Annotated in this window: 17 protein-coding genes; 13 read left to right on the top strand and 4 right to left on the bottom strand. The window is 74.7% G+C overall.

The genetic code is table 11. From position 1 onward, the window contains the following. The first annotated feature begins 2 nt into the window (after positions 1-2). The 6 genes from selA to AB0B39_RS28630 all read left to right on the top strand — a co-directional run bounded on the left by selA (position 3) and on the right by AB0B39_RS28630 (position 5726). Positions 3-1307 carry an L-seryl-tRNA(Sec) selenium transferase gene (gene selA, locus AB0B39_RS28655; protein WP_357575866.1) on the top strand — a complete coding sequence of 435 codons (1305 nt, stop codon included), beginning with the start codon at positions 3-5 and terminating at the stop codon, positions 1305-1307. Positions 1308-1309: 2 nt separating this feature from the next. Then, positions 1310-3064 carry a selenocysteine-specific translation elongation factor gene (gene selB / locus AB0B39_RS28650; RefSeq protein ID WP_357490563.1) on the top strand — a complete coding sequence of 585 codons (1755 nt, stop codon included), beginning with the start codon at positions 1310-1312 and terminating at the stop codon, positions 3062-3064. A gap of 60 nt (positions 3065-3124) precedes the next feature. Continuing rightward, on the top strand, positions 3125-3874 hold the full coding sequence (locus tag AB0B39_RS28645) for a hypothetical protein (protein WP_357575865.1): 750 nt from the start codon (positions 3125-3127) through the stop codon (positions 3872-3874). Positions 3875-3913: 39 nt separating this feature from the next. Beyond that, a complete protein-coding gene (locus AB0B39_RS28640; RefSeq protein ID WP_234586099.1) occupies positions 3914-4111 on the top strand; it encodes a hypothetical protein in 198 nt (65 codons plus the stop codon). A gap of 78 nt (positions 4112-4189) precedes the next feature. Continuing rightward, on the top strand, positions 4190-5467 hold the full coding sequence (locus AB0B39_RS28635) for a hemolysin family protein (RefSeq protein WP_357575864.1): 1278 nt from the start codon (positions 4190-4192) through the stop codon (positions 5465-5467). Positions 5468-5540: 73 nt separating this feature from the next. After that, on the top strand, positions 5541-5726 hold the full coding sequence (locus AB0B39_RS28630; RefSeq protein WP_234586346.1) for a hypothetical protein: 186 nt from the start codon (positions 5541-5543) through the stop codon (positions 5724-5726). 5 nt (positions 5727-5731) lie between these two features. Here the strand turns inward: AB0B39_RS28630 and AB0B39_RS28625 are convergent, their stop codons facing one another. After that, positions 5732-6382: a hypothetical protein gene (locus tag AB0B39_RS28625; protein WP_357575863.1), complete on the bottom strand. Its 651-nt coding sequence runs from the start codon at positions 6380-6382 to the stop codon at positions 5732-5734. A gap of 135 nt (positions 6383-6517) precedes the next feature. Here AB0B39_RS28625 and AB0B39_RS28620 point away from each other — a divergent pair, with 135 nt between their 5' ends. Continuing rightward, positions 6518-6724, top strand: coding sequence for a hypothetical protein (locus tag AB0B39_RS28620; protein WP_234586106.1), 207 nt, complete (start codon positions 6518-6520; stop codon positions 6722-6724). Here AB0B39_RS28620 and AB0B39_RS28615 read toward each other — a convergent pair. From AB0B39_RS28615 to AB0B39_RS28605, 3 genes are all read right to left on the bottom strand, one after another. Next, positions 6721-7197 carry a hypothetical protein gene (locus AB0B39_RS28615; protein WP_234586111.1) on the bottom strand — a complete coding sequence of 159 codons (477 nt, stop codon included), beginning with the start codon at positions 7195-7197 and terminating at the stop codon, positions 6721-6723. The genes AB0B39_RS28620 and AB0B39_RS28615 overlap by 4 nt on opposite strands. Next, a complete protein-coding gene (locus tag AB0B39_RS28610) occupies positions 7194-7406 on the bottom strand; it encodes a phosphatidylethanolamine-binding protein (protein WP_088948250.1) in 213 nt (70 codons plus the stop codon). Before AB0B39_RS28610 ends, AB0B39_RS28615 begins: the two co-directional genes overlap by 4 nt. 71 nt (positions 7407-7477) lie before the next feature. Then, positions 7478-8359 (bottom strand): universal stress protein, encoded by an 882-nt coding sequence (locus AB0B39_RS28605; RefSeq protein WP_357575862.1) that lies wholly within the window; start codon positions 8357-8359, stop codon positions 7478-7480. Positions 8360-8474: 115 nt separating this feature from the next. On the opposite strand from AB0B39_RS28605, the gene AB0B39_RS28600 reads away from it, so the two are divergent. The 6 genes from AB0B39_RS28600 (at position 8475) to AB0B39_RS28575 (ending at position 13189) form a co-directional block, all read left to right on the top strand. Then, entirely contained in the window at positions 8475-9221 is a 747-nt protein-coding gene (locus AB0B39_RS28600; RefSeq protein WP_357575861.1) for an SAM-dependent methyltransferase, read from the top strand. Positions 9222-9296: 75 nt separating this feature from the next. After that, entirely contained in the window at positions 9297-10475 is a 1179-nt protein-coding gene (locus AB0B39_RS28595) for a PP2C family protein-serine/threonine phosphatase (protein WP_234586117.1), read from the top strand. Between the two features lie 56 nt (positions 10476-10531). Then, positions 10532-10996 (top strand): MarR family transcriptional regulator, encoded by a 465-nt coding sequence (locus tag AB0B39_RS28590; RefSeq protein WP_357490632.1) that lies wholly within the window; start codon positions 10532-10534, stop codon positions 10994-10996. Positions 10997-11289: 293 nt separating this feature from the next. Further along, complete coding sequence (locus AB0B39_RS28585; RefSeq protein ID WP_234586119.1) at positions 11290-11922, top strand: CDP-alcohol phosphatidyltransferase family protein; 633 nt, start codon at positions 11290-11292, stop codon at positions 11920-11922. Continuing rightward, the gene (locus AB0B39_RS28580) at positions 11919-12860 is read left to right on the top strand and encodes a DUF881 domain-containing protein (protein WP_357575860.1); all 942 of its coding nucleotides are present in this window, start codon (positions 11919-11921) and stop codon (positions 12858-12860) included. The genes AB0B39_RS28585 and AB0B39_RS28580 overlap by 4 nt, the downstream gene beginning before the upstream one ends. After that, complete coding sequence (locus AB0B39_RS28575; protein WP_007460356.1) at positions 12857-13189, top strand: small basic family protein; 333 nt, start codon at positions 12857-12859, stop codon at positions 13187-13189. The genes AB0B39_RS28580 and AB0B39_RS28575 overlap by 4 nt, the downstream gene beginning before the upstream one ends. The last annotated feature ends 4 nt before the right edge of the window (positions 13190-13193 follow it).

Raw genomic sequence — 13193 nt, 5'->3', positions numbered from 1 at the left:
CGATGCGCGACGGCAGCGTGGACCCGCGACGCCGGGTGCCCCGCACCGACACGCTGCTCGCCGACCCGCGGCTGGCGGAGGCCGTCGCGACCCTCGGCCGGGACCGGGTCAAGGCCGCCGTCGTCCAGGCGCAGGAGCGGGCCCGTCGTGGCGAGATCGAGCCCGACGAGGTCCCCGACGCCGTGGTCGCCGGGTTGCCCGCCCCCGGTCCGCGTACGGTGCTCAACGCCACAGGCGTCGTGCTGCACACCAACCTGGGTCGGGCGCCGCTGTCACCGACCGCAGTCGCCGCGGTCGTGGCGGCCGCCGGACACACCGACGTCGAGCTGGACCTGCGCACGGGACGACGCGCGCGCCGCGGCCGGGACGCGATGGACGCGCTGGCCGCCGCCGTGCCGGACGCCGCCGCCGTGCACGTGGTCAACAACGGCGCCGCCGCGCTGGTGCTGGCCGCCACCGCGCTGGCCGCCGGTCGGGAAATCGTGGTCAGCCGGGGCGAGCTGGTCGAGATCGGCGACGGCTTCCGCCTGCCGGACCTGCTGGAGAGCACCGGCGCCCGCCTGCGCGAGGTGGGCACCACCAACCGCACCACGCTCGACGACTACGCCGCGGCCGTCGGCCCGCAGACCGGCTTCGTGCTCAAGGTGCACCCGTCGAACTTCCAGATCACCGGCTTCACCTCGGCCACACCGGTGCGCCACCTGGCCACGCTCGACGTGCCGGTGGTAGCCGACATCGGCTCCGGGCTGCTCGCGCCGGATCCGCTGCTGCCCGACGAGCCGGACGCGGCCGGCACCCTGCGCGCCGGCGCGGCACTGGTCACCGCGAGCGGCGACAAGCTGCTCGGCGGCCCCCAGGCCGGGCTGCTGCTCGGCGACGCCACGCTTGTCGAACGGCTGCGCCGCCACCCGCTGGCCCGGGCGCTGCGGGTGGACAAGCTGACCCTGGCCGCGCTGGCCGCCACCCTGCACCGCCCGGACACGCCGACGCGGACCGCGCTGCACGCCGACCCGGCCGCCCTGCGCCGCCGGGTGAGGCTGCTGCGGGACCGGCTCGGCGCCGACGGGTGCAAGGCGGAGGTCGTCCCGGCCGTCGCCGTGGTCGGCGGCGGCGGCGCCCCCGGCGTCGAGCTGGACTCGTGGGCGCTGAGCCTGCCCGAGCGGTACGCCGTGCCGCTGCGCACCGGCGAGCAGCCGGTGCTCGGCCGGGTGGTGCGGGGCCGGCTCCTGCTCGACCTGCGCTGTGTGCCAGCCGACGCCGACGAGGCCGTCCTGGCGGCCGTGCTGCGCGTCGGAGGGGACGACTGATCATGTTCGTCGTCGCCACCGCCGGGCACGTCGACCACGGCAAGTCGACACTGGTCCGGGCGCTCACCGGGATGGAACCCGACCGGTGGGCCGAGGAACGCCGCCGGGGCATGACCATCGACCTGGGTTTCGCCTGGACGACGCTGCCGTCCGGCGCGACCATCGCCTTCGTCGACGTGCCCGGGCACGAGCGGTTCGTGCCGAACATGCTCGCGGGGGTCGGCCCGGTGCCGGCCGCGCTGCTCGTGGTCGCCGCCGACGAGGGGTGGATGCCGCAGTCCGCGGAGCACCTGGCCGCGCTCGACGCGCTCGGCGTCGGGTACGGCCTGCTGGTGGTGACCCGCGCGGACCTGGCCGACCCCGCGCCGGCGGCGGAGCGGGCCCGCGCCGAGATCGCGGCGAGCAGCCTCGGCGCGGTGGAGACGGTGGCGGTCAGCGGGTTGACCGGCGCCGGCCTGCCGGAGCTGCGCGCCGCGCTGGACCGGCTCACCGCCCGGCTGCCCGCCCCCACAGTGGACGCGCCGGTGCGCCTCTGGGTGGACCGCAGCTTCACCGTCCGGGGCAGCGGCACGGTCGTCACCGGCACGCTGGGCGCGGGCCGGTTGCGCGTCGGCGACGAGTTGGAGCTGGCCGGGGCCGACGAACCGGTCCGGATTCGGGGCCTGCACTCCCTCGGCGAGGCCCGTCCGGAGGCGGCGGCCGTGGCCCGGGTGGCGGTCAACCTGCGTGGTACGCCCCGTGACCGGCTCGGCCGCGGCGACGCGCTGCTCACCCCGGGCCGGTTCCACCACACCGACGTCATCGACGTACGGCTCACCGGCGACCCGGCCGCCGACCTGCCCGCCACACTCACCCTGCACGTGGGGTCGGCGGCGGTGCCGGTGCGGGTACGGCCACTCGGCGCGGACACCGTCCGGCTGCGGCTGGCCCGCCCGTTGCCGCTGCTGGTCGGCGACCGGGCATTGCTGCGGGATCCCGGCCGACACCACGTCGCTGGTGGCGTCCGGGTCCTCGACGTGGCGCCTCCGCCGCTGTCGCGCCGGGGCGCGGCTGCCGCCCGCGCGGCGGTTCTGGCCGACCTCGACGGTCGACCCGACCTGGCCGGTGAGCTGCGCCGCCGTCGGCTGGTGCGGGCCGGCGCGCTGCGGCGGATGGGTGTGCCGGTGCAGGCCACACCGGTGGCCGGTGACTGGCTGGCCGACCCCGCGCACTGGCGGCGGCTCGGCGAGCAGCTCACCGACGAGGTCGGCCGGTACGCCCGGGAGCACCCGTTGGAGCCCGGCATGCCGGTGGACGCGTTGCGTCAACGCCTCGCCCTGCCCGACCGGGCGCTGGTCGAGGCGCTGATCCGCCCGCCGCTGCGGGTCCACGCGGGGCGGATCGGCACGGCCGCCGTCGACACCCTGCCGGAGCCGGTGGCCCGGGCCGTGCAGCGGGTCCGCGCCGAGTACGCCGACCGGCCGTTTCGCGCCCCCGAGGCGGACCGCCTCGTCGACCTGGGCCTGGGCCCGCGGGAGATCGGTGCGGCGGTGCGCGCCGGCGCGCTGCTGCGGCTGGCCGACACCGTGGTGCTGCTGCCCGATGCGCTGGACGCGGCGGTCACCGTGCTGGCCGCGTTGCCGCAGCCGTTCACCCTTTCGGCGGCCCGGCAGGCGTTGGACACCACTCGCCGGGTGGCGGTGCCGCTGCTGGAGTTGCTGGATCGTCGCGGCGCCACCCGCCGCCTGCCCGACGACGCCCGGGTCGTCGTCACCTGAGCGCGCCACCCGCGATGGTCGGGGGCGGCCGGGATTGCGGCGGGCTGCCAGGGTGGAGCGATGGCCGAGCTGTCCGCGTCCCCGTCCGTCTCGCGGCCGTTTGGTGACCGGTGGCGTGGTGTCGTTTCGATCGCGCTGCGCTGGGGGTTGCCGCTGCTGTGGGTGCTGTGGGCTGCGCTGGCATGGTGGGTGGCGCCCCGCGAGGCGACGGCGGGCCAGCTCGACCGGGATCTGGCGGCGGGCCGGGTGGTGACCTTCCAACGGGCGTCGGGCTGGGCCGACGACGACGCGTACTGGGGCAGCCGACCGCAGCCGCGGTACGACCCGCAGGGCGCGATGATCGCCTGGAGCGTGCCGAACGGCCACGTCCGGTACGCCTTCGTCGAGCCGCCCGAGGAGCAGGCGGAGCCCACCGGGTCGCAGTCGACGGATCGACCCACCGGGTTGGACGCGAGACTGGCCGCGTCGGCGGGTCCGTGGCAGTCGGCCGGCGCTGTCGCGCACCGGCTCGCCGACGCCGCCGGGCTGCTCGCTGGCGCGGTGACCCTGCTGTGGCTGGTCCGGCTGGCCGTTGGCGCCCCGCCGCTGGTCGGCAACCGGTGGTTCTGGTACTGGATCGGACTCCTGCCGTTCGGGGTGGGCGTGCTGGCCTGGTCGTACCGTGAGATCTGGCGACCGCCGCCGGTGCCGCCGGCCGTTCGCGGCTCGGGGTGGCGCGGCGCCGGTTGGCTGCTGCTCGCCGGGGTCGGCATCGTCCTGTTGGTGTCGGTGGCGCGTGCTCTGTTCGGCGGCTCGGTGGTGCCGGGCTAACCGGCCCCCCGACCGTCGGCGGTCACCTACGGTGACGCCATGGACCCTTCGGCCATCTGGCGGGACCGGCAGCACCAGTGGCGGATCGAGGCGTACCGCGCGCCGGATCTACGGTTTGCCATCTACGCGACCAACGGCCCCACCGAGTCGGTGCCGCTGTGGCTGTTCGGCATGTCGGCGCTGGCCCGGTGGTTGATGACCCACTCGATCTCGCTGGACGACCTGGAGGTCGACTGAGCGCCCCCGGCCGGAAACGGGACCCGGAGCCGGGTGCGCTGCGGTTAGGTGACCTGAGGCGGTCAACGGGGGTGGGCGGTGGGCGGTCAGCTGGGGCAGTTGGCGCTGGTGGCCGTGCTGGTGCTGGTCAACGCCGCGCTCTCGGGCAGCGAGATGGCGCTGGTGACGCTGCGGGAGGGGCAGCTGCGCCGGTTGGGTCGGCGGACCCGCGCCGGTGACCGGCTGGTCCGGCTCTCCCGGGACCCGAACCGCTATCTGGCCACCATCCAGCTCGGCATCACCCTGGCCGGGTTCCTCGCCTCGGCTGCCGCGGCGGTGTCGCTCGCCCAGCCGTTGGTCGGCCCGTTGGGTTTCCTCGGCGCGGCGGCCCGACCGGCCGCGGTGCTGCTGGTGACCGTGGCGCTGACCTTCGTCACGTTGGTGCTGGGCGAGTTGGCGCCCAAACGCCTCGCCATGCAGCGGGCCGAGCGGTGGGCGTTGCTCAGCGCCGGGCCGCTGGACCTGCTCGCCCGGGTGTCCCGCCCGGCGGTGTGGCTGCTCAGCGCGGCCACCGACGTGGTGGTCCGGCTCGCCGGCGGGAACCCCCGGGCCAGCCGGGAGGAGATGACCGAGGAGGAGTTGCGGGAGATGCTGGTCAGTCAGCGTGGCCTGTCGGCGCAGCAGCGGGAGATCCTGACCGGCGCGTTCGACATCGCCGGCCGGACGCTGCGGGAGATCCTGGTGGCCCGCCGGGACGTGACGACGCTGCCGACCGACCTGGCCGCCGACGAGGGGGTACGCCTGCTGGCCGCCGCGGGCCGGTCCCGCGCCCCGGTGACCGGCCCCGGCGGTCTGGACGAGGTGACCGGCGTGGTGCACATCCGCGATCTGGTGCGGGCCGGCACCGGGACGGTGGGGGAGCGGGTCCGGTCGCCGTTGCTGCTGCCGGTCACCCTGCCGGTGGCCGACGCGTTGCGCCGCTTGCGCCAGGAACACCAGCAACTGGCCCTCGTCGTCGACGAGCACGGCGGCATCGACGGCATCGTCACGCTGGAGGACCTGCTGGCCGAGGTCGTCGGCGAGTTGTACGACGAGACCGACCGCGACGTGCGGGACGTGGCCCGGGAGCCGGACGGGTCGCTGCTGGTGCCCGGTGACTTTCCCCTGCACGACCTGCCCGATCTGGGGGTGCGACTGAGCTTCCCGCTGTCGCGGGAGTACACGACCGTGGCGGGGCTGGTGCTGGCGCGGTTGGGGCACCTGCCGGGTGAGCCGGGCGAGACGGTGCGGTTGCCGGGCCTGACCATCGAGGTGGTGGAGGTCGCCGACCGGGCGGTGCGGCGGGTGCGGCTGCTCGGCTTCGTCACCGAAACGTGAGCGCGTCGCCCAGAAGAGGGACAAGACCCACGAAAAGCCGCCCAGCGGATGCTCCTCGCCTAGCGTGCGGTACGTGAAGGACCGAGGGTTGCGTACGTTCGTCACCGTGCTCGCCGGTCTCGCGGTGATCTACTTCGGCAGCGCGGGCCGCAGCCCCGAGGAGGGCCGCGGCCTCTCCGGCGGGGTCATCGTCCTGGCGCTGCTCGCCGCGCTCGGCGTGTGGCACCTGACCCGGCCGGGCGACAAGACAGTCAAGTGAGCGCCTCACCCGGCGGCGACGCGGGTGACCTCGCCGGCGGACTCCTCGCCGAGCGCCACCCGCACCAGCGCCGAGGCGAGCCGACCGAAGTCCGGTTCGTCGACCAGCGAGGCCAACCGGTCCGGTGAGCCCGGCAGGCCCAGCCGCTTCGCGCCGGCGAGGGCCCGACGGTCGGCGTACGGGCGCAGGTCGGACCACACCGTCTGGGCCTCGCGCAGGTAGATGTCGGCGCCGGTGGGCCCGATGCCGGGAAACTCGGTGAGCCGTCGGCGCAGCCCGGCCGGGTCACCCTGGGCGTCCCGGTGCAGGCGCCGCAGGTCGCCGTGCCAGCGGTCCAGGCACAGCCGGGCGCCGGTGCCGAGCATGGTGGCGGTGCGCTCGTCGTAGCGGCGGTAGTGTCCGCGGCCCAGCGCGTCGACCCGCTGCTGCCAGCTCGCCGCCTCCATCGCCTGCGGTGTGCGGTAGCCGGCCGCGAACAGCTCCCGCGCGGCGTCGACAGCCACGCACGCCCGGATCCGGGTGCTCAGCAGGGTGGCCAGCACCAGCAGCTGGTACAGCGGGCCGGGGCGGTCGGAGAGCCGGATACCGGCCTCCTCGGCGTACGTGTGGCTGCGCCGGTCCAACAGGACCCGCACCACCGCTTCATCGTCACCCACACCTCGTGCGTACCCACCCCGCGACCGGCTAGCCCTCCCACGTGTGACCGGGGCCGGAATGCCCTCGGGCGGGGCGGGTATGCGCACGGTGGAGGCGGTCGATGCCGTCTGCCGTACCCGGAGGGGAGACACCTCGTGACGAACCCGCAGCAGCAGGAGTTCCGGCGCAACGCACTCGGTGGGACCAGCCAGGACAACAAGGGCCCCGCCCCGGGCGGGCACCCGGCCAACCGTGGTACCTCGCGGGGTGACCAGGGTCGACCGGTGCCCAAGGGCCAGGTGTCGCCGTACGGCCCGGCGGGTGAGCCGGTCGCCGAGGACGACAGCGACACCCGGGCCTAACGAGCGTGACCTGACGGCCGCCGCAACCTGTTCCAGGTGGCGGCGGCCGTCAGTCCGTACGCCAGGTGCGGGACGATGTCGGAGATCCAGTCGGAGCGCCCCCAGGTGCGCGGATCGCTGATCCCCAGCACGGTGATGGACCCGTCGGTCATCGTCATGACCCCGGCGCCGAGCACGCCGGTGGCCATCGGCAGTGGCTGGCGGCGCCCACCGGCGTAGAGCGCGAACGCCACGCCGGCGGCGATGCCCAGCCCGTAGCCGATCAGGGCCCCGAGCCCCGAGCGGCGGTTCGCCGCCCGGGGCCCCGACCCCAGGTCCACGTGCGCGATGCCGGCCAGCCGGTCGACTGTCTGCTCCGGTGTGCTGCTCGCCGCTCGTGCCCGCAGGGCGATGTCCAGGTAGCCGACCACGTTGAGCGCGGTGGTGCCGACGGCGCCCGCGATGGCGCCGTCGGCCAGGTCGACCCCCCTCACTTCGGATCGCCCGGTTCGCGTTCACTCTTGGGTCCGTAGGTGCGCTCGCCGCGTACGACGCCCCGTTGGCCGCGATCCTCCTGCAGGATCCGGTTCGCTACCTGGTTGGCCTTGCCGTCGGGCACCCGTCGTCCGGAGTCGTCGATCGCGTTGCGCAACCGCGCCCGCTGCTTGTCGTACGCGTTGCTGCCCGGCCGTGGTCCTGGCATCTGCTGCCTCCTTCGTCGCCGTTGGCGTACCGCGGCCGTCTACCCGTCTCGCGGCGGGCCAACCCCGGGGGTCAGCGGGGGCCGCGCACCACGGCGACCGGGCACCGGGCGTGGTGCAGCACCGACTGACTCACCGACCCCAGCAGCAGGCCGGTCACCTCGCCGCGCCCCTGCCCCCCGACGACCATCAGTTGGGCGGAACGGGACGCCTCGGCGAGCACCGCGCCGGTGCGCCCGTGCGTCGCCCGCCAGGTCAGCCGCAGCCCCGGGTGGCGGTCGGTCAGCCCGTCCAGCCAGCCGGTGAGCATCCGCTCCTGCTCAGCGTGCAGCTGCGCCTCGTCGTACACCAGGGGTTGCATGTCACCGGGGCCGCTGCTGCCGGGGTGCCGGTAGGCGTGCACCGCGCGCAGCGGCACGCCGCGCGCCACGGCGGTCTCGGCGGCGAAGTCGGCGGCGAGCCGGGACGCCGCCGAGCCGTCCATCGCCACCAGCACCGGCTCGTCGGGGCGTTGGTCGCCGCGGGCGACGAGCACCGGGCAGTCGGCGTACGCGCAGACCTGCACCGCCACCGAGCCGACGACCAGCGCGGAGAAGCCGCCCAGCCCGCGGTCGCCGAGCACGATGAGCGCGGCGGTGGGGGACTCACCCACCAGCACGGCGGAGGCCTCGCCGTCGATGATCTCACCGGAGACCGTGAGCCCGGGTGTGGTCGCCTCGGCCTCGGCCACCGCGGCGGCCACCAGTTCCTCGGCCCGGTGGCGCAGTCCGGCGCCGGGCGGCGCGTCGGGAGCGGGGGAGACCGGCACGTGCAGCAGCGGCCAGATGAACCCGTGCACGACCCGCAGCGGTCGGTGCCGGCGGACGGCCTCGGCGGCGGCCAGGCGCACCGCGCGCAGGGACGACTCCGAGCCGTCCACGCCGACCACCACCGCCGCGCTGTCCGCCGAGTTCACCCGTGTCACCTCCCGCCGGGCCAGTATCGCGGGCGTGGCGGCGCGGCGGAGCGATACCGCCGGTCGGGCCCGGGTCGGTACGCTGGCGGCGACCGGACGGGGAGGAGCGTCGTCGATGGGTGAACCGGACGAGCCGAGCACCGCCCGCATGATCGACTTCTGGCTCGGCGGGGAGCACCACTTCGACGTCGACGTGGCCGCGGCGGGCGCCTTCGAGCAGGCGTACGGGCCGTGCGCGCCGGTCTTTCGGGAGCTGCGGGCGTTCCTCGGCCGGGCGGTGCGGGCGATGGCCGAGCAGGGCGTGGACGGGTTCCTGGTGTTCGGCGCGGGCGTGCCGACGATGGGCAACGTGCACGAGGTCGCCGCCGAGGCCACCGTGCTCTACACCGACGTCGACCCGGTCACCATCCGGCTGGGGCAGCGGATCCTCGCCGACAGCGACCGGGCGGGCTACGGCTACGGCGACGCCACGGACATCGGCACTGTCGACCCGGCCCAGCTGCACCGATTCGTCCCGGGGTGGGGGCGGCGGCCGGTGGGGGTGGTCTTCCTCGGGCTCGCCGCGTTCCTCGACGACGCCACGCTCACGCGCACCCTCGACGAGCTGTACGCCGCAGCGGCGCCGGGGAGCCTGCTGGCCGTGGACTTCGACACCGAGGAGTTGGCCGCCCACCCGCAGGCGCTGGCGATGATGGGGCCGGCGTTCCGGATGCGTCCCCCGGCGGCGTTCGCCCCGCTGCTCGGTAGGTGGACGCCGACGGCGGACGGGATCGTCCCGGTCCACCGGTGGCGGCCCGCCGGCCCGCCCGCCGACGTGCCGGACGCCTTTCACGGCGTGCTGGCGACACGGGGCGCCGACTGACCCGCGACGACCGGTTGTCCGGGGGCGTCCGTATGATGCTTGCCCTGTAGCAAGTTTCTGGAGGGACGACCAACCATGGTGGACGCGCCGGACGGGGTGTCGCGCGCGCTGCGCGAGGCCGCGCCCGACCAGCTGGCGGAAGCGGCGGACCGGGCGATCCGGTCGGCGTTGGGCGCGTTGCGCACCGACGTGTTCGTCGCCGACTACCGGATCAGCGGTCTCTGGCCGGTGCTGGATCCCGACCTGCCTGCGGCCGGAGCCCTGGCCCGGCACACCGTGGCGCAGCGCTGCTTCTCCAGCCAGCAGCCGGTGCGCGACGGGCTGGACGACGGCGCGTGCCGGCTCTACCTGCCGCTGACGGTGTGGGGGGAGCGGCTGGGTGTGCTGCTCATCGAGCTGCCGACCGTCCCGGGCCCGGCGGTCACCGGCCACGCCACCGACATCGCCGGCGACCTGGCGGTGGCGATGCGGGCAGCGGACCGCGAGACCGACCGCTATCGCCGGGCCCGTCGCCGCGAGCGGCTCAGCATGGCCGCCGAGATGCAGTGGGACCTGCTGCCCGGTCGCAGCGTGTCGCACCGCGCCTTTCACCTGGCCGGGCAGTTGGAACCGGCGTACACCGTCGGCGGGGACCACTTCGACTGGTCGTTGGACGGTGACCGGCTCACCCTGACGGTGCTCAACGGCGAGGGCACCGGCCTGGCCGCGTCGCTGCTGACGGCGGTCACGGTGAACGCGATGCGCAACGCCCGCCGCTCCGGCGGTGGCCTCGTGGAGCAGGCGGAGCTGGCCTCGGACACGGTCTACTACCAGCACCGGGGGCGTCGGCACGTGGCCACGCTGCTGCTCGAGCTGGACATCCGCACCGGGCGGGTGCGCGCGGTCGACGCCGGTTCGCCGCACCTGCTGCGGATGCGTGGCGCGACCGTCGAGCCGGTGAAGCTGGAGCAGCAACTGCCGTTGGGCATGTTCGCCGAGACCCGCTACGAGCTGCAGGAGTTCACGCTCGCGCCGGGTGACCGGGTCTTCGTCGTCAGCGACGGGGTGTGGGCGGCCGAGCCGGCGGGGCGGGAGCCGTACGGGCAGCGGATGATGGCCCGATCCCTACGGGCCACACGGTTGCAGCCGGCGACCGAGGCGGTTGGTACGGTGATGCGCGAACTACACGCCTACCACGCGGATTCCGATTTGCGCGACGACGCCGTCGTCGTCTGCCTCGACTGGCATGGTCCGCGTGAGCGGGACGGCGGATGAGGGTCGCCGCCGCCGCGCCGGGCGGGCACCAGCGCGACGACGGCAGGGGACATCGGGTGGAGCGACCTGGGGATCTCGCCTCGGCGATCGACGCGGCCGCCGAAACGCTGATCGCCGTGCTCGACTCGGCGGCGTCGCGGCATCAGGTGCCACCGACGCAGCTGCGGGTGCTGATGCTGATCAGCGGCCGGCAGGAGACCAACGTCAACGGCCTCGCGGAGTTGCTGGACGTGGTGCCCTCCTCGGCCAGCCGTCTCTGCGACCGGCTGGAGGCGACCGGTCTGTTGCGCCGGGTGGCCGACCCGCGCGACCGGCGGGAGGTGCGGTTGGTGCCGACCGCCGCCGCCCTGACCCTGCTGCGGGAGCTGGCGGAGCGGCGCCAGCGCGCGGTGCAGGCAGTGCTGGACAGGATGCCCCCGCGGATGCAGCACGATCTGTTGCTGTCGTTGCTCGCCTTCGGTCGCGCGGCGACGCAGACGGTGCCGGAGCAGCAGAGCGATCAGGCGGTTCAGACGGCCTGAACCGCCACGCTCCTTCCACTAGTATCCTAGGACGCCTTAGACGTCGTGATCCACGCCACAGTGCGGCACAGCCGCACCAACGGCACGCGGCGGCGACCGAGGAGCGCGGGGGAGCCCGATATAGTGGCAGCGCACTCAGCCGGCCCGTGATCATCGAGATCACGGGCCGCATCAGGGCAGAGGTCCCATCCCGGGGCCGCAGGGGAGCCGGCGGTTGCCGGCCCGACAGCGCGTACGACCTCCGCCGCGCCCGTTCACGGTCTGGCGTCGGGGCGTGCGGTGGAGGAGGTTCGGTGTCGCGTCGGCCGGCTCGGGCAGAGCATCCGCGGGACACCGGTGACCAGGCTCCCGGCGACCAGGTGCTCACCCTGCCCAACCTGATCAGCTTCGGGCGCCTGCTGGGCGTACCCCTGTTCCTCTATCTGTTCCTGGTGGCCCGCGCGGACGTGGCGGCGGTGGTGGTGCTGGCCATCGGCGGCACCACCGACTGGGTCGACGGTTGGATCGCGCGCCGGCTGCGTCAGGTGAGCCGGCTCGGAGAGCTGCTCGATCCCCTCGCCGACCGGCTCTACATCCTCGCCACGCTGCTCGCCTTCACGGCCCGGGAGGTGGTGCCGTGGCAGTTCACGGCGGCGCTGCTGGCCCGGGAGGCGCTGTTGCTCGGCTCGCTGGCGGTGTTGCGCCGCTACGGGTACGGGCCGCCGCCGGTGCACTACGTGGGCAAGACCGCCACGTTCCTGCTGCTCGCGGCGTTCCCGGTGCTGTTGCTGGCCACCGAGTGGAGTGCGGCGGCGACGGCGACGGCCGCGATCGGCTGGGGGCTGGCCTGGTGGGGGCTGGTGCTCTACTGGGTGGCTGGCGCCATGTACGTGGTGCAGGCGGCGCGGCTGGTGCGCGCGGCGCGCGGCCCGGGAGCGGCCACGTGAGCGCGACGCCGCCGGAGCGTCCCCGCACGGATCGGGTGTACGCCCCGGACTTCCTCACCGAGCTGTTCCGCAACCCCCTGGATCCGGGGTACGCGGACGCGGCGGCCGCGTGCCGGCGGGCGGCGTCGTCGCAGGACGACGCGTCCCCGGGTTGGCCGGCGCGGTCGGTCAGTCTGGTCGTGGTGGTGGTGCTGGGCTTCCTGTTCGCGGTGGCGTACCGCCAGACGATGGCGGACGAGCCGGGGCGTGCCCAGGCCCGCTCCGGGTTGGTGGCGCAGATCAAGGAGCGGGAGGGCCAGACCGACCGGTTGTCGGCGCGCGCGGACCAGCTGCGCGAGGAGGTCAGCCGCCAGCGGGACGCGGCGTTGAGCGGGTCGACCGCGGCCCGTCTGCGGGACCTGGAGGCGGTCACCGGGCTCGGCCGGGTGCGGGGTGACGGTGTGGTGGTGCGCCTGGCGGACGCGCCGGGCAACGCGGATGCGGTGACCGGTAAGGGCGCGGGGCCGTCGCAGGTGCTGTACAGCGATCTGCAGGGTGTGGCGAACGCGTTGTGGAGCGCCGGCGCGGAGGCGATCTCGATCAATGGGCAGCGGTTGACGTCGACGTCGACGATCCGGACGGCGGGCGAGGCGATCCTGGTGGATTTCCGGCCGGTGACGGGGCCGTACGAGGTGTCGGCGATCGGGCCGGGGTCGATGCGGCGCAAGTTCGAGGACAGCCGGAACGCGGCGGTGATGCGGGAGGTCGCGCAGAAGACCGGCCTGTCGTTCGGTGTGCGCAAGGCGGAGGACCTCACCCTGCCGGCGGCTCCGGAGCCGCAGCTACGCTACGCCAAGCCGTCGGTCAGTCCGAGCCCTTCTGGGTCGGGTGTCCGGTCCGGCAGTCCTGGGTCGTCGGGTTCGCCGGGGACCGCTAGTCCTTCCGGAGGTGGCGGATGATCGCGGTGCTGGCGTTGCTCGCCGGTGTGGTGCTGGGCGTGTGGCTTGATCCCACGGTGCCGGCGGCGTTGCAGCCGTACCTGCCGATCGCGGTGGTCGCCGCGTTGGACGCGGTGTTCGGTGGGGTGCGGGCGAAGTTGGACCGCATCTTCGACGACAAGCAGTTCGTGGTGTCGTTCATCTCGAACGTGCTGGTGGCTGGTCTGATCGTCTATCTGGGGGATCAGTTGGGGGTGGGCGGGCAGTTGTCCACAGGTGTGGTGGTCGTTCTGGGTGTGCGGATCTTCGGGAATGTGGCGGCGATCCGTCGGCACCTGTTCCGGGCGTAGGTTT

Origin of the sequence: Micromonospora sp. NPDC049114, assembly GCF_040648635.1 — a bacterium.
In the GTDB taxonomy this organism is placed as follows: Bacteria; Actinomycetota; Actinomycetes; order Mycobacteriales; family Micromonosporaceae; genus Micromonospora.
This window is presented reverse-complemented; position numbering and strand designations above follow the sequence as displayed.